Consider the following 16034-nt stretch of genomic DNA (forward strand, 5'->3'; position numbering starts at 1 on the left):
TGGGGGGACCGCGCACGCCGTGTTGGGGACCGTGGGGGCCAAACCCCCGCGATGACCTGGTCATTCACGCTCGACTATGCTCTGCCGCTGTGGTCTCGCACGCACATCAGGGGACAACCTCCTCCGCCCTCGCCCGCCTGAGCGTCAACGTCGCGCAACTGGTCGGCATACGCCCGCACGGATACGCCCACTTGCCGGGCATGGCGCCACAGCACCTCAACGACGACCTGTTCCGCACCCCCTCGGCGACGGCCATCCGGATCGCGGAGCTCACGACGGTCCACGCCCACTGGACCGAGATGTCCGTGCTGTTGGCGCGGGAGTCGGGCATCGGCACCCTCGGGGTCTGGGACTACCTGATCACCTCCGCGCCCACCCCGCTCGAGGGGATCCGGGACGCCGCGGCCTATTTCGCCGCCGTCGCCGACCCCCTGACCGACGGCATGCGGATCACCGAGGACGGCGAACGCGTCACCATCAGCCACGTCAACCGGGCCGACATGGCCCACGAAGCGGCCTGCGGCATCCGCGGCTACGCCCTCGGCCTGTACCGGCGCCGGCTCGGCGAAGCCGCCGGGCGGTGCCTCGTTCCCCTGCGGGTCTCCCTCGCCGCCAAGGCGCCGCCGCGGCACGACGTCCTGATCGAGCTCTACGGCACCCGGAACATCGAGTTCGAGGCCCCGGCCAGCTCGATCACCTTCCTTGCCGCCAACCTGAGCACCCCGACGCCGCACGCCCAGCCCGGACTGTCGGCCGTGCTCCGCCGGCACGCCGAGCAGACCCGCGCCGGAGCGATCCCGCTGCACGGCTGGCTGGACCTGTTCCGTACCGCCCTGGCCTCCGCCCACGACAGCGGTGCGCCGACGCTGGCCTCGGTGGCGCAGCGCATGACCATCAGCGCGCGGACCCTCCAGCGCCGCCTCGAGGAGCACGGCACGACGTGGAGCGAGGAGGTCGAAGCCGTGCGCCGGGACCACATCGCCCGGCTGCTCCACGGCACCGATCTCAGTGTCGACTCGATCGCCGCCCGGAGCGGCTACGCCGACGCCCGCGCCCTGCGCCGGGCCGTCAAGCGCTGGTACGGCACCACACCCGCCGCTCTGCGCCGCGCCGGACGCGGCGGGGATGCTCAGGCCGGGGTGTAGCCGCGGGCTCGGACGTGGTGGTGGGCGATCCGGGTGAACGCGCCCGCGGCGGCGCTCCGGTAGGCGTTCTCGCGTCCGAGTAGGGCGACCGTGCGGGTGGGCAGGGCCGGTTCGAGGGGGATCGGCGCGAGGTGGGGGTGGTCCTCCGTGACCGCGTCGGGCAGGACGGTCGCGAGGTCGGTGCGCTGGACGATCTCGGTGAGGGTCTGGACCGAATTGGCTTCCACCGCGATGCGCGGCCGCACCCGGTGGTCGGCCAGGTAGGCGTCGATATGGCCTCGGGTCGCGAAATCACCGCTGAGCAGCGCTAGTTGACGGCTCGCCAACTCCACTACGGGCAGCGGTGATTGCGAACCGCCGGTGGCGGGGTGAGCGGCGGTGACGAGGCTGAGGGTCTCGGCGTACAGCGGGGTCGCGGCGATGCCGGGCAGGTGCGGGCCGTCGAAGGCGATCCCCAGGTCGAGCTCGTCGGCGAGCAGGCCGGCTTCGATGCGGTCCTGGGCCATGTCCCTGACGTCGAGGGTGATGCCGGGGTGGCGGGCGTGGAGCTCCGCGGCCAGCGGCCCGACGAGGTAGGCGGTGAACGTCGGCGTCACGGCCAGCCGGAGGTGGCCGCGCGAGAGGTCCGCGACGTCGTGGACGGCACGTTCGGCGGCGGCGAGGTCACGCAGGGCCCGGCGGGCGTGGTGGACGTAGGTTTCCCCGGCGTCGGTGAGCCGGACGCCGCCGCGGCCGGTGCGGTCCAGGAGCTGGACGCCGACGGTGCCTTCGAGCTGCTTGATCTGCTGGGACAGGGTCGGCTGGGAGATCCGCAGCTCCTCGGCGGCGCGGGTGAAGCTGGCCTGTTCGGCGACGGCGAGCAGGTAGCGCAGGTGACGGAGTTCCAGGGCCATGGGACGGAGTATAGATGGCATCTATAGGAGGAATGGTCAATGCGTCTTGGACGCTATAGGTGCAGGTCGTGCATGGTGGATCTCGTCGGCCCGACGGGTCGGCAGTCACCGAAGGGAGTGACCATGCACGACCTCATTGAGGGCGTCGCGCAGTTCCGGCGGGAGGTCTACCCGGCCAAGGCGGAGCTCTTCGCCCTGCTGGCGACGGCCCACCGGCCGCGCACCCTGTTCATCAGCTGCTCCGATGCCCGGGTGGTGCCGGAGCTGATCACCCAGAGCGAGCCCGGCGAGCTGTTCGTCATCCGTACCGCCGGCAACCTGGTCCCCGCCCACGCCCCCGGCACGGACGGGGTGGCGGCCAGTATCGAGTACGCCGTCGCGGTCCTGGGCGTGAGCGACATCGTGGTGTGCGGGCACTCCGCCTGTGGCGCGATGACGGCCCTGGCCGAGCGGCACGACCTCAGCGCCGCCCCGGCGGTCGCCGGGTGGCTGCGCCATGCGGACGCCTCGCTCGCCCGTACCGGCGCCGAGGAGGACGGGCGCGGGGTCGATGCCCTGGTACGGGAGAACGTGCGCGCACAGCTGGCGAACCTGGCCACCCACCCCTCGGTGGCCCGCGCCCTGGCCGCGGGATCGGTGACCCTGCGCGGCTGGGTCTACGACATCCGTGCCGGCGGCGTGGAGGAGCTCGACTCCCCCCGCACGGTCTCCCCCGCGGCCTGACCGCCGCCACCGCTCGGGTCCCCGACCCGCATTCCCCCCATCTCCCACCCCATCCGCCGCTCTCCCCCACACCCGGTGAGCGGCTCATCGAAAGGAAGCCCTCTCATGGTGCACGCCCAGTTCGACAACACCGCCCGTCAGGCCCTGGCCGTCAAGGCCGTGGACGCCAAGATCCGCGAGGACCTGACCTGGCAGCGCATCGCGGACGCCGCCGGCCTGTCGGTGGCCTTCGTCACCGCGGCCGTCCTCGGCCAGCACCCGCTGCCCCGGGCCTCGGCCGAGGCCGTGGCCGCCCTCCTGGGCCTGGACTCCGACGACGCGCGGCTGCTGCAGACCATCCCGACGCGCGGCTCGGTCCCGGGCGGCGTCCCCACCGACCCGACGATCTACCGCTTCTACGAGATGCTCCAGGTCTACGGCACCACGCTGAAGGCCCTGGTCCACGAGCAGCTCGGCGACGGCATCGTCTCCGCGATCAACTTCAAGCTCGACGTGAAGAAGGTCGCCGACCCGGACGGCGGCGAGCGTGCGGTCATCACCCTGGACGGCAAGTACCTGCCGACCAAGCCCTTCTGATCCGCCTTACCCGATCCGCCCCGATCCGCCCGGATCAGCGGTGGAGCCTGCGGGTCCAGTCCTCGGGGAGCCGGTCGGCCGGGCCCGGGGCCGGCTGGTCGGCGGGGTGGCCGGACGGCGGGGTCAGCTCGGGGCCGGACTCGTACAGCTCGCCCGCGGCATAGTCCCAGAACCAGTCCTCGCCCGGTTCGTAGCTCTGCACCAGGGGGTGGCCGGTGGAGTTCCAGTGCGCGGTGGCGTGCTGGGCCGGCGAGGAGTCGCAGCAGCCGATGTGGCCGCACTGGGCGCAGCGCCGCAGGTGGAACCACCAGCCGCCCAACGCATCGCATTCGACGCAGCCGCTGCCGGAGGGCGGGACGCTCGGGTCGACTCCGTCGATGGCGGTCATACGGGCTCCTCGGAGGGCTCGGGATCGGTGGCGTTGGCGTTGGCGTTGGCGGTATCCGTGTCGGGATCGGGTTCCGGGGCGGTCAGCGGGAGCAGTACCTGGAAGCGGGTGTCCCCCGGGGCCGACTCGACCTGGAGGCTGCCGTGGTGCTTGTTGACGACGATCCGCCAGGAGATGTCCAGGCCGAGACCGGTGCCCTCACCGACGGGTTTGGTGGTGAAGAACGGGTCGAAGATGCGGCTGCGGATCTCGGACGGGATGCCGGGCCCGGTGTCGCGGAACTCCACGAGCAGCCGGTCGCCCGCCCGTGCCGTGCGGACCGTCAGCGTGCCCTCGCGGTCCGTGCTCCCGATGGCGAAGACGGCGTTGTCGATGAGGTTGGTCCACACCTGGTTGAGTTCGGCGGGGTAGGCCGGCACGTCCGGCACGGAGCGGTCGTACTCCTTGACCACCCGGATCCGGGGGCCGATCTTGCCGGAGAGCATCAGCAGGGTGCTGTCGAGGAGTTCGTGGACGTCGACGACCCGGTGCGGGGCGCGGTCGAGCTGCGAGTACTGCTTGGCGGCGTCCACGAGGTGGGAGATGCGGGTGGTGGAGTCGTCGATCTCGTCCATCAACAGCTCGGTCTCGACCGTGTAGTTGAGCCAGCCGACCGCCGCCGGCAGGAGGTCCTCGGCCACGCTCGCCGCGACCTGCTCCAGCCAGTCCGTGTCCAGGCCGGCCTGGACGAAGACCGGTGCGATCCGCCAGCCCTCGGGGACGCCGTGGTCCTCCAGCCAGTCGGCCAGCTCGTCCTCCCGGTCGGAGGCCTCCAGCGGGCTCAACACCGGGGCCTTGGCGACGCGTTCGACGGTGCGTTCCTGGATCTCGATGAGCTCGGCGATCGCCTCGCGCGGGTAGTTCCCCTGGGAGATGTGGGCCAGTTTGTGCCGCATCTTGCCCACGCGTTCGCGCAGGGTGGCCGTGGCCCGGACGGCCGCCGCGGCAGGGTTGTTGAGCTCGTGGGTGAGGCCCGCGGACAAGGAGCCCAGCGCGAGGAGCCGTTCGCGCTGGCCGATGACCTGCTGGGTGCTCCTGGCGCCGAAGAAGAGCCCCTCCAGGAGGTGCGCGGCCATCGGGAACCATTCCCGCATGATGTCCGAGAAGGACTGCGCGGGCAGGACGAAGAACCGCGTCTGTTCGGTCACCCGCATCGAGTTGTTGTACGTCTGCGGGACCTGGTCGCCCAGGTAGGCCTGCATGGCCCCCGCGTACACCCCGCGCTGGGAGGTCCGGCCGACCTCCACCTCGTCGCCGCCGACCCGGCGGGACAGGACGACGGTGCCCTCGATCATCACGTAGAAGCAGGTGGCGGGGTCGCCCTCGGTGTACACGGGGCCGGTGTCGAACCGCTCCACGCGGCCCTCGGCGCACAGCCGCCCGAGCTGCTCCGGGGTCAGCTTCTCGAAGAGGAAGAGCGAGCCGATCTCCTGCGGGGAGCAGGGCATCGCCTGCCCGCTCACGACTCCTCCAGGTACCGGTGGACGAGCATCACGGCCATGGCTCCCTCTCCGACGGCTGAGGCGACCCGTTTCGCCGACCGGGCGCGCGCGTCGCCCGCCACGAACACCCCGGGCACGCTGGTCTCCAGGTGGTAGGGCGGCCGGTCCAGTTCCCATGCGGCGGGCGGGCGCCCGTCCGGGGTGAGGTCCGGTCCGGCCAGGATGAAGCCGTGGTCGTCGCGCAGCACCGTACCGTCCAGCCAGTCGGTGAGCGGGGCCGCGCCGATGAAGACGAACATCCACTGGGTGTCGACGAGTTCGGTCGCTCCGGTGTCCACGTCGCGCAGCGTGAGCTGCTCCAGGTGGCCTTCGCCGTGCGCCGATTCGACGGTGGTGCGGGTGCGCACCGTGATGTTGGGCATCTCCTCGATCTGCTGGATCAGGTAGTACGACATGGACGCGGCCAGGGAATCCCCGCGCACCAGCACCGTCACCGATTTCGCGCCGCGGGCGAGGAACATGGCCGCCTGGCCGGCGGAGTTGGCGCCGCCGACGACGTACACGTCCTGTTCCAGGCAGGAGGCGGCCTCGGTGAGCGAGGAGCCGTAGTACACCCCGCGGCCGGTGAGGCCGTCGCAGCCCGGCGCGCCGAGCTGGCGGTAGGTGACGCCGGTCGCCAGGATGATGCTCTGGGCGCCGATCGCCGAGCCGTCGGAGAAGCGGACCACGCGGGCCGCGCCGTTGACCTCCAGCGCGGTGACCTCGCGTGCGGTGAGGATCTCGGCGCCGAACCGGCCGGCCTGGCGGCGGGCCCGTTCGGTGAGCTGGGCTCCGGACACTCCGTCCGGGAAGCCGAGGTAGTTCTCGATGCGGGAGCTCTGTCCGGCCTGTCCGCCGGTCGCGGACCGCTCCACCAGTACGGTGCGGAGTCCCTCGGAGGCCCCGTACAGCGCGGATCCGAGCCCGGCCGGGCCTCCGCCGATCACGACGAGGTCGTAGAAGTCGGCGGTCGGCGTGGTCGCCAGCCCCACGTGGGCGGCGAGGTCGGGTGCGGCCGGCTCGATCAGTACGGTGCCACCGGGGGTGATCACCACGGGCAGTCGCTGTCCGTCGGCCCCGGCCGCCCGCAGCAGTCGTTGTCCTTCCGGCTCCTCGCAGGAGTACCAGCGGTAGGGCACCTGGTTGCGGGCCAGGAACTCCCGCACGCTCGACGAGGGGGCCGACCAGCGGTGTCCGACCACCTTGGTGGCGGGCACGGGCCGGTGGTCGCCGGTGCGCCAGGCGGTGAGGAGGTCGTCCACGACCGGGTAGAGCTTCTCCTCGGGCGGGTCCCACGGTTTGAGGAGGTAGTGGTCGAGATCGACGACGTTGATCGCGTCGATCGCCGCGTTGGTGTCGGCGTAGGCGGTCAGCAGGACGCGGCGCGCGCCCGGGTACACGGTGATGGCCTCTTCGAGGAACTCGATGCCGTTCATCTGCGGCATGCGGTAGTCGGCGAGGATCACCGCCACCAGGTCGCCGCGGAGCTTCAGCTCGCGCAGCGCCTCCAGCGCGGACTCTCCGGATTCGGCGCGCACGATCCGGTACCCGGAGCCGTAGCGCCGCCGCAGGTCGCGGGCGATGGCCCGGGACACTCCCGGATCGTCGTCCACGGTCAGGATCACGGTCCGTGCCGTCTCGGCGACCTCTGTCATGGCTCTCCCGCCCCGAGCGGCCTGGACTGGCGGCGTCGCGGCGAGCCGCCCGCACCCGGTTCCCGTCCATCCTAGGTTCGATCGTCCGGGTCCGCGCGGGCGCCCTCACCGGCGGAAATTCCGTACCGCGGCGGCCGGAAGTGGATCAGACTCGTGCCATGGCTGACATGGTGGCGTTCGGGGATGCGGTGACCGCGTGGGCGGCCGGTGACGCCGGTGGGCTCGGTGACGTGGGGGACGCCGGGAAGGCGGCGGACGAGGCGCGTGAGCTCGCGGCGCGGCTGCCCGTACGGACCGTCGTGCTGCTCGAGGGGGCGAGCGACGCCGAAGCGGTCGACGCCCTGGCCGCGAGGCGGGGCCGGAACCTGGCCGCCGAAGGGGTCTGCGTCCTGCCGATGGGCGGTGCGATGAGCGTCGCGCGCTTCGCCGGGTTCCTCGGACCGCAGGGGCTGGGCCTGCGCCTCACGGGCCTGTGCGACGAGGCGGAGCGCGACTTCTACGTGCGCGGCTGGGAGCGGGCCGGAGCCGAGCCGCAGGGGTTCTTCGTCTGCGCGGCGGACCTGGAGGACGAGCTCATCCGCGCCCTGGGCGTGCCCCGGGTGGAGGAGCTCGTCCGGGAGGAGGGGGACCACCGTGCCCTGCGGACCTTCCAGCGCCAGCCCGCGCAGCAGGGCCGCACGGCGCAGCAGCAGGTGCGGCGATTCCTCGGCACGAAGAAGGGGCGCAAGATCCGCTACGGCCGTGTCCTCGTCGAGGCCCTCGACGAGGACCGCGTACCGGCGCCCCTCGAAGACCTGCTCGCGAGCCTCTGACCCGGCAGCCCCCGCCCGGGCTCAGCCCAGTTGTTCCAGGAAGAAGGCCGCCGCGTCCTCGCCGGCCCGTACCCGGGCGGTCGGATCGGCGGGCTCCGGGGCGAAGAAGTCGTCGTGCCGGACCGCGGGACCGACCGAGCGGCCGCTCGCGGTGGGGATGTGCTCCAGGTACGGCCTCGTGTCGATCGTGTACGGGGTGATCGTGTCGGCTCCGGCCCAGCGGATGGCGACCGGTACCCGTACGGCCTCCAGGCTCTCCCGGGTGACCAGGGCGCCGACTCCCGGGGACACCAGGAAGACCGCCCGCACCCGGGGGTCGGAGAGGTCGTCGCCTGCAGGGACCAGCGTGCGCTCCGGCGCATCGTCATGCGCGTACTTCGCGCGCAGTGCCTCCAGTACGCCGGGGAACTCGGGGATCTCCGGCAGGGGCGCCTCGCCCGTGAACACGGCCAGCAGGATGCCCGGATCGATGCGGGCTCCGGCGAGCGCCGCGGCCGTGTAGCCGCCGATGGAGAAGCCCGCCACGCCGACCGGACCCAGGGGCTCTTCCTCGGCGAGCGCGTCGAGGGCGAAGGAGATGTCCTTGGGCCGTTCCCAGGGGTGGAGGAAGCCCTCCGGCTCGTAGCCGTCGACGAAGTTGTTGCCGTGGTGGTCGAGGGCCATCACCCGGAGCCCCGCCTCGCGCAACGGGCGTACCAGCCAGTCCATGTCGCTGCCCGAGCCTCCGGTGCCGTGCGAGACGACGACGAGCGGGGCGGGCGCTTCCCCGGCACGAAACGGCTCCCATACGTACAGCCGGATCGGGCGCGGACGGGCCGGTTCTCGCAGGTCCGGGCGGGATTCGTCGTGGAGGACGCGTATCAGCGGTTCCGCGGTGAAGGCGATCATGGCGGGATCGTACAGAAGGAGCGTCAGCGCATCTTCAGCACGTGTCCGGGGGCGAGGGCGGCGGAGATGCGCTCGGCTATGACCTGGGCCGAATTGCCCGCGGGGCTCTTGGGCCCCTGGGTCACGGTGACGGAGATGGCGAGCTTCTCCGCCGGCAAGTAGGCCTGGATGGCCGCGTAGCCGGAGAAGGAGGGGTTCGTCAGGATCCAGCCGTTGACGACGATCACGCCCAGGCCGAAGTGGTGGGCCTCCGTGTTGGTCAGGAGGCAGACGGTGTCCGGGCAGGAGGCCGTCGGGTGGCCGAGGCCGATGGTGCCCGGGTCGAGCTGGGTCTTGAAGGACTTCGCGGACAGCAGCTCCCCGGTCCCGACGGCGCGCGCGGAACGGTCCAGGTCGCAGATGTTCTGGACGAGGACGGCGCCGGGAGCGGTGGTCCACGAGGGGTTCCAGAAGGTGGACTCCTCGTAGGTGCCGCGCTCGGAGGTGAAGGCGTGCAGGGCCGGTTCCGGGATCTGCGGGGTGTACTGGTTGCTGGTCGCGCTCAGTTCGAGCGGTTCGTAGACGCGCTCCTTCAGCAGCCGGTCCAGCGGGAGGCCGCTGATCTTCTCCAGCGCCTCGCCGAGCAGTGCGAAGTTGGCGTGCGAATAGCTCCAGTTGGTGCCCGGCTCGTACAGGAGCGGCTTCTCCGTCGCGATGCCGATGACCTCGGCCGCCGTCCAATGGCGGAACGGTTTGGCCTCCAACTCGGCGAGGAACGCCGGTGCGGTGACGTAGTCGTGCAGGCCGGACGTGGAACTGCCCAGCATGCGCAGGGTGATCTCGGATCCGTGCGGCACGTCCGGGAGCCAGCGGGACACGGGATCGTCGAGCGAGGCCTTGCCCTCGTCGACGAGTTGGAGCAGCACGGCGCCCATGTAGACGATGGCCACGGACCCCGTACGGAATTTCATGGCCGGCTCGGCCGGGACACCCGTCATCGATTCCCCGAGGGCCTTGGTGAGCACCTCGCGGCCGTCGGAGGACACCCGCAGCACCACCGAGTTCAGACCGAACTCCCGTTGTGCCTGCTGCGCGATGGTGAGCACCTTGAGCGCGTCGCCCTCGGCGGGGCCGGGAGAGTTCACGCACGCCCCGGGAGCCGGAGCCGCGGCGGCCGCCTCCAGGCCGACGGCGGTCCCCGCCGGAAGGGCCGCGCCCATCAGACCGGCGATGCACAGCAAGACCGTACGAGTACGCCTCACGTTGTCCAGTATGGCGGTCACCGCAATGCGCCGCACGCGGTGCCGTGCGGCGTCCCGCGGCGCGGCCGGGGCAGGGTCCGGGGCGGCCGCCGCGGTCGGGGCGATGCCGGCCCGTCACGGCCACCCCGCAGCAGCGGACCTCCGGAATCCCGGTCGGCCTGATCCGACCCCGGCGACCGGGTAGAGACTCCGGGCGAGCGCCTGCCGCCCGACCGGGCCCCCGCCCCTCGAGGCTTGCCGGAGCGGGCCGTTGGCTCCACGACTCCGCCGCCACGTCCCGTGCCGGGCAGCCGGGATGAAACCGGGCGAAGCAGGCGGACGTTCCGTCACATCCACAGGTGACGGTCACTCAGATACTGCCCAGTGCCGCCCCGGGGGTTCCAGAGCCATGTGATGTGTGCCATGTTACATCGCACACTGCATAGCCGTGTACACGACAGAGTTGAAATCCCCACCAACTCGCGTCGACGTCACGGTCCGCACCCCTCATCCGCCGCGTTGCCAGCGCGGCCGCAGACCGGCTCGGAGGCCCACCCCCCATGCGAAGTTCCCCCACCACGAAGGGCCGTGCCCGGCCCCTCATAGCCGCCCTGGCCTGCTCCCTCGGCCTGACGATGCTCGCCCCCGTCGGCCAGGCCTTCGCGCGCGAGGCCAAGCCCGCCACGCCCGCTCCCGCCTGGAAGTCCGGCGTCGCCCCGCAGCCCTCGACCCCGGCCGCCGCAGCCGCCGCGCTCCGGGCCGAGCACGCCGCCCGCCCGGACGCGGACCTGTCCCAGCGCGCCCCGCTGCGGGCCACCAAGGAGGCCGCGCGCACCGAACAGCAGTCTTCCAAGGCGAAGTTGGCGCCCGGCGCCGCCGCCGCGGCCGAGGCCCTCGCCGCGGCCTGCAACGTCGCGGACTTCACCTCGAAGACCGGGGCCGCGCTGGTCCAGCAGATCAAGGCCTCCGAGATGGACTGCGTGAACTCGCTGTTCCTGCTCAAGGGCAACGACGCGCAGGCCGCGTTCCGCGAGGCTCAGATGGTCTCGGTGGCCGACGCCCTGCGCGCCTCCGCCGCCACCTACCCCGGTGACAACAGCACCAAGACCGGGCAGCTCGTGCTCTTCCTGCGCGCCGGTTACTACGTGCAGTGGTACAACGAGTCCACCGTCGGGGCCTACGGCCCGGCCCTGAAGAGCTCGATCCGGGGCGCACTGGACACCTTCTTCGCCGCTCCGCGTGCGGCCGACGTGACCGATGCCAACGGCCCGACCCTGGGCGAGAGCGTCATCCTGATCGACAGCGCCCAGGAGAACGCGCGCTACCTCGGCGTCGCCAAGCGGCTGCTGACCGGCTACAACTCCTCGTACAACAGCTCCTCGTCGATGGTCGCCGCGGTCAACAACGCCTACACGGTGCTCTTCCGCGGTCACCAGACCGCCGAGTTCCTGCCCGCCGTGCAGGCCGACCCCAGCATCTTGACGGTGCTGCGCGACTTCGCCGTCACCCACGATGCCCTGCTGGGCACGGACAGGAGCTACCTGACGGCCAACGCCGGCCGGGAACTGGGCCGCTTCCTCCAGCACTCGGCGCTCCAGGCGACCGTACGGCCGCTCGTCAAGCAGCTGCTGGACCGCACCTCGATCACCGGGCGGACCTCCTCGCTGTGGGTGCCGCTCGCCGAGATGACCGCCTCGTACGACGCGTCCAACTGTTCCTCCTACGGGACCTGCGACCTGCCGGCGCGGGTGCGTGCCGCCGTCCTGACGGTCAACCACACCTGTAGCCCGAGCCTGCGGATCGTCGCACAGCAGATGACGACCGCCGAGCTCGCCGCGAGCTGTACCAGCCTGGCCAACCAGGACGCCTTCTTCCACAACGTGGTCAAGGACAACGGCCCGGTCGCCAACGACAAGAACACCGCGCTCGAAGTGGTGGCCTTCGACTCCAGCACCGACTACCAGGCCTACGCCGGTGTCATCTTCGGGATCAGCACCAGCAACGGCGGCATGTACCTGGAGGGCGACCCCTCGGTCACCGGGAACCAGCCGCGCTTCATCGCCTACGAGGCGGAGTGGGTGCGGCCGGAGTTCCAGATCTGGAACCTCAACCACGAGTACACGCACTACCTCGACGGCCGTTACAACATGTACGGCGACTTCAACGCCGGGATGACCACCCCGACCGTGATGTGGGTCGAGGGTCTGGCCGAGTACATCTCGTACTCGTACCGGGGCGTCGCCTACGACCAGGCCGCCGCCGAGGCGGGCAAGAACACCTACAAGCTCAGCACGCTGTTCGACACCACCTACGACAACTCCGACTCCACCCGCGTCTACCGCTGGGGCTACCTGGCGGTCCGCTACCTGGTCCAGTCGCACCCGCAGGACGTGGCCACGCTGCTCGGCCACTACCGCACCGGCAACTGGGCGGCCGCCCGCACCCTGCTCACCTCCACCATCGGCACCCGCTACGACGCCGACTTCGCCGCGTGGCTGGTCAAGTGCGCGGCCGGAGACTGCGGCGGCACCACCAACCCGCCGGCCAACCAGGCCCCGGTGGCCGGGTTCACCTCCGCCGTGAACGCCCTGGCGGTCACCTTCACCGACACCTCCACGGACGCGGACGGCACCATCGCCTCCCGCGCCTGGAACTTCGGTGACGGCACCACCTCCACCTCCGCCAACCCGGCCAAGACCTATGCGGCGGCGGGTACTTACACCGTCAAGCTCACGGTCACCGACAACAAGGGCGCCACCGCCACCACCAGCAAGGCGGTCACGGTCGGCAGCGCCGGGCCCGGCGAATGCACCAGCCCCGACGTCCGGGTGCTGGGTGACAACTGCCACCGCTCCAACGTCTCGGCCACGACCGGGAACTACGGGTACTTCTACCTGGACGTCCCGGCCGGCACCGTCTCCCTCAAGATCGCCGTCTCCGGCGGCACCGGCAACGCCGACCTCTACTACAGCCCCAGCGGCTGGGCCACCACCAGCAACTACACCGCCCGCTCGGCGCAGAGCGGCAACAGCGAGTCCCTCACCATCAACAACCCCGCGGCCGGGCGCGTCTACATCAGCCTGCACGCCGTCCAGGGCTTCGCGGGCGTCACCGTCTCGACCCAGTTCGGGACGGCCCAGGTGGAGTGCGCCGACGCCGACATCCGGGTGCTGGGTGCGGACTGCAGCCGCTCCAACGTCTCGGCGACCGCCGGGAACTACCGCTACTTCTACGTGAACGTCCCCGCCGGCACCGCCTCCCTGAAGATCACCGTCTCGGGCGGCACCGGCAACGCCGACCTCTACTACAGCCCCACCACCTGGGCCACCACGAGCAACTACACCACCCGCTCGGCCCAGGCCGGCAACACCGAGACCCTGACCATCAACAACCCGCCGGCCGGCTACCTCTACGTCAGCCTGCACGCCGCCCAGGACTTCGCCGGAGCCACCGTCTCCAGCCGCTTCTGACCCCGGACGCCACGGCGGCCCCCACCCCTCCTCGGAGGGGTGGGGCCGCTTCCGCGTGACCCGCGTCACCTCCGGCGGCCACGCCCCCAGGTCACCGGCGGCGCTCCGCTCCCCCTCGACCCCGACACGTCACCGGCGGCGCCTCACCCCTTCTCGGCCCAGAACGGCCGGGCCCGGAGGGCCGCGGCGCGCACCGCGTCCCCGTCCAGGACCAGGGCGGCGTGCCGAAGCCCCCGTTCCGGCCAGGTACACGACAGCGTGAGCGGGCCCGGCGGCGGCAGCGGCCGGACCCACAACGTCAGGCGTACGTCCCCGCCGCCCTCCGGGCCGCCCCAGCTGCCCTCGGAACCGCTGACGACCAGGGACGGACCGCGCCCGTCCCGCAGCCCGGACGTCTCGTCCTGCACCACGTCCCGGCCGTCGGGGAGCCGGAGACGGAAGGCCGGCCGCGCGGGCCCCGTGAAGCCGACGGGACCGGGCGGGGCCCCCTCGCCCGGAGGGGAGGCCGCGCCGCGCGCGTGGGCCTCCACCTCGATCTCGAGCCCGACCGGATAGGCCAGGACCTGCCGGGCCACCACCACGACCCCGTCCGTCCGGCCGATCACCACCGGCCCCGTGACGTGTCCACCGACCATCCGCGGCGGCGACCACCACGCGGGCGGATCGGCGGCGCTTCCCTTGCCCGGATTCTCAAGCACGCCCGGAGCGTAGCGGGTTGAGGCGGCACCGGTCCGGCCGGAGGAGAAGGCCGCCGCAGGGTCCACCCCGGCCACGCAAGTCTTCGGTGTCTGTTCACTCCCCCGTGACCTGCATCTTCCCGGCCGGAGGCGGTGCGGCGGGTCGAATGATCAGAACACAGGTCTGGACCACATGAGATGCGCCAATCCCGTGGCCGATTAGACGTGTTGGTCACGCTGAAACAATTGGTCTATACCTCTGGCGCTATGGTGGCCACCTGAAACAGGCGCAAAAACAGCTGTTGAGGGATTTATGACCTTGTCTCACCTTCCGCAACCCCCTTCCGACGAAGAGCTCTACTGGTACTTCGGCCCGCAACGACGCTGGGTCCTCATCAGCACCAGCCTCGCCTTCGTCTTCACCGCAGCGACCATGTTCACCTTCGCGCTGCGCACTCCGGCCCTGTGGGCCTTCCTCGCAGTCCTGGGGCTCAACCTGGTCGCCCTCGTCCTCTCCTCGGTGAACAGCCTGCGCCAGCGCAGGCTGACCCGGCCCTCGCACGAGGTGCTCGTCCATGCCTGGCAGCCCGCCCGACTGCCGCGCGTGGACCTCTACTTGCCGACCTGCGGCGAGCCGCTCCCCGTCCTGGACAACGCCTACCGGGCGGTCTCGGCCGTCGACTGGCCGGGCGCGCTGACCACTTGGGTCCTGGACGACGCCGACCGGCCCGAAGTCGCCGCGCTGGCGGCCTCGTACGGGTACGAGTACGTCGTACGGCCCGACCGGGGGCACCTGAAGAAGGCCGGCAACCTCAATCACGCGCTGACCCTGAGCAGCGCCGAGTTCATCGCCATCCTCGACGCCGACTTCGCGCCCCGGCCGGACTTCCTGCGCCACCTCGTGCCCTACATGGCCGACCCGGGCGTCGGGATCGTGCAGAGCCCGCAGTGCTTCGACACCGACGGCAGCATGGGCTGGATCCAGCGGGCCGCGGGCTCCGCCCAGGAGTGGTTCTTCCGCTGGATCCAGCCGTCCCGGGACGCGAGCGACGCCGCCATCTGCTGCGGCAGCAACGCCGTCTACCGGCGCGCCGCCATCGACCTGGCCGGCGGCTTCGCCCGCCTCGACCACAGCGAGGACCTGTACACCGGCCTCGCCCTGCACGCGCAGGGGTTCCGCACCCTGTACGTACCGGTCCTGGTCGCCAAGGGCACCTCCCCCGACGAGGTCACCTCCTTCGTCAACCAGCAGTACCGGTGGGCGATGGGCAACCTCCACCTGCTCACCTCGCCCGTCCTGCGGGGGATGGGCGCGCCCTGGCGGATGCGGCTGTGCTTCTACGAGGGCATCGTCGGCTACCTGGCCGCCGCCGTGAACACCTTCGCGGCGCCGCTGCCGCCCCTGGTGATGATGTTCTGGTACCCGGACGACATCCGGCCCTGGCACGTCCTGCCGCTGCTCGCCCCGCTGTGGCTCTGGCACGTGCTGCTGCCCCGGATCAGCAGGACCCGCTGGCGGGTCGAGGTGATCCGCGCGAACGTCCTGACGAGCGTCGCCGCCGCCACCGCCTTCCTGCACACCCTGCGCGGCCGCAGCGCCGACTGGGTGCCCACCGGCACCCGCGGCCCCGCCCGTTCCGGCGGGATGGCCCGCCGGGTGGTGGGCGTCTCGCTGCTCTGGCTGGTCCTCTCCAACGGCGCGGCCGGGGCGGGCCTGGCGCTGGCCGTGGCCCGCAACGGCTGGGAGCCCAACTGGGGTCTGCTCCTCTACTTCCTGGTCCAGTGCCAGATCAACGGCCCGCTGGTCCGCGACCTGATCACCGAGCTGCGTCCGGGGACACCCTCGAGGCGCGAGGAGACCTCCGCCGGGGCCGGCCCGGCTCGGGCCGGTGGCCGCCGCCCGCGCAGCCTCGTACGGGCCTTCGCCGACCGCTCCCGCACCGGCGTGCTGCCGCGCCGCTGGCCCGAGACCCTCGCCGCCTCGGCGGTGCTCCTGCTCACCGGCCTGGTGGCATCCGGGTGGGTCAACCCCATGCTTCCCTGGCTGAGTTGAAAGGCTCCACACCA

General features: G+C 71.6%; 13 protein-coding genes. 6 read left to right on the forward strand and 7 right to left on the reverse strand.

Annotated elements, in window-relative coordinates; translation table 11 throughout:
- Nucleotides 1–89: 89 nt before the first annotated feature.
- On the forward strand, nt 90–1145 hold the full coding sequence (locus ACODT5_RS17335) for a helix-turn-helix transcriptional regulator (protein WP_422520198.1): 1056 nt from the start codon (nt 90–92) through the stop codon (nt 1143–1145).
- On the opposite strand, the gene cynR is transcribed toward ACODT5_RS17335, so the two are convergent.
- The gene (cynR, locus tag ACODT5_RS17340) at nt 1130–2038 is read right to left on the reverse strand and encodes a transcriptional regulator CynR (RefSeq protein WP_422520199.1); all 909 of its coding nucleotides are present in this window, start codon (nt 2036–2038) and stop codon (nt 1130–1132) included. The genes ACODT5_RS17335 and cynR overlap by 16 nt on opposite strands.
- 123 nt (nt 2039–2161) lie before the next feature.
- Between cynR and ACODT5_RS17345 the strand changes: the two genes are divergently transcribed.
- Both ACODT5_RS17345 and cynS read left to right on the forward strand, forming a co-directional pair.
- Nucleotides 2162–2761 carry a carbonic anhydrase gene (locus ACODT5_RS17345; RefSeq protein ID WP_422520200.1) on the forward strand — a complete coding sequence of 200 codons (600 nt, stop codon included), beginning with the start codon at nt 2162–2164 and terminating at the stop codon, nt 2759–2761.
- Between the two features lie 105 nt (nt 2762–2866).
- The gene (cynS, locus tag ACODT5_RS17350; protein WP_422520201.1) at nt 2867–3337 is read left to right on the forward strand and encodes a cyanase; all 471 of its coding nucleotides are present in this window, start codon (nt 2867–2869) and stop codon (nt 3335–3337) included.
- Between the two features lie 34 nt (nt 3338–3371).
- Here the strand turns inward: cynS and ACODT5_RS17355 are convergent, their stop codons facing one another.
- The 3 genes from ACODT5_RS17355 to ACODT5_RS17365 are packed head-to-tail and all read right to left on the reverse strand — an operon-like array spanning nt 3372 to nt 6900.
- A complete protein-coding gene (locus tag ACODT5_RS17355) occupies nt 3372–3725 on the reverse strand; it encodes a UBP-type zinc finger domain-containing protein (protein WP_422520202.1) in 354 nt (117 codons plus the stop codon).
- Nucleotides 3722–5212 (reverse strand): ATP-binding protein, encoded by a 1491-nt coding sequence (locus tag ACODT5_RS17360; protein ID WP_422524948.1) that lies wholly within the window; start codon nt 5210–5212, stop codon nt 3722–3724. Before ACODT5_RS17360 ends, ACODT5_RS17355 begins: the two co-directional genes overlap by 4 nt.
- An 11-nt stretch (nt 5213–5223) precedes the next feature.
- Nucleotides 5224–6900 (reverse strand): NAD(P)/FAD-dependent oxidoreductase, encoded by a 1677-nt coding sequence (locus ACODT5_RS17365; RefSeq protein WP_422520203.1) that lies wholly within the window; start codon nt 6898–6900, stop codon nt 5224–5226.
- A 158-nt stretch (nt 6901–7058) separates the two neighbouring features.
- Here ACODT5_RS17365 and ACODT5_RS17370 point away from each other — a divergent pair, with 158 nt between their 5' ends.
- A complete protein-coding gene (locus ACODT5_RS17370) occupies nt 7059–7712 on the forward strand; it encodes a TOPRIM nucleotidyl transferase/hydrolase domain-containing protein (RefSeq protein ID WP_422520204.1) in 654 nt (217 codons plus the stop codon).
- A gap of 21 nt (nt 7713–7733) precedes the next feature.
- On the opposite strand, the gene ACODT5_RS17375 is transcribed toward ACODT5_RS17370, so the two are convergent.
- Nucleotides 7734–8600 carry an alpha/beta hydrolase family protein gene (locus tag ACODT5_RS17375; protein WP_422520205.1) on the reverse strand — a complete coding sequence of 289 codons (867 nt, stop codon included), beginning with the start codon at nt 8598–8600 and terminating at the stop codon, nt 7734–7736.
- Nucleotides 8601–8623: 23 nt separating this feature from the next.
- Nucleotides 8624–9841, reverse strand: coding sequence for a serine hydrolase domain-containing protein (locus ACODT5_RS17380; protein WP_422520206.1), 1218 nt, complete (start codon nt 9839–9841; stop codon nt 8624–8626).
- A gap of 539 nt (nt 9842–10380) precedes the next feature.
- Here ACODT5_RS17380 and ACODT5_RS17385 point away from each other — a divergent pair.
- A complete protein-coding gene (locus tag ACODT5_RS17385) occupies nt 10381–13290 on the forward strand; it encodes a collagenase (protein ID WP_422520207.1) in 2910 nt (969 codons plus the stop codon).
- Between the two features lie 143 nt (nt 13291–13433).
- Here the strand turns inward: ACODT5_RS17385 and ACODT5_RS17390 are convergent, their stop codons facing one another.
- Complete coding sequence (locus ACODT5_RS17390) at nt 13434–13988, reverse strand: hypothetical protein (RefSeq protein ID WP_422520208.1); 555 nt, start codon at nt 13986–13988, stop codon at nt 13434–13436.
- Between the two features lie 292 nt (nt 13989–14280).
- Here ACODT5_RS17390 and ACODT5_RS17395 point away from each other — a divergent pair, with 292 nt between their 5' ends.
- A complete protein-coding gene (locus ACODT5_RS17395) occupies nt 14281–16020 on the forward strand; it encodes a glycosyltransferase family 2 protein (RefSeq protein WP_422520209.1) in 1740 nt (579 codons plus the stop codon).
- Nucleotides 16021–16034 lie beyond the last annotated feature (14 nt).

The organism is Streptomyces tatrensis (assembly GCF_049310065.1).
In the GTDB taxonomy this organism is placed as follows: Bacteria; Actinomycetota; Actinomycetes; order Streptomycetales; family Streptomycetaceae; genus Streptomyces.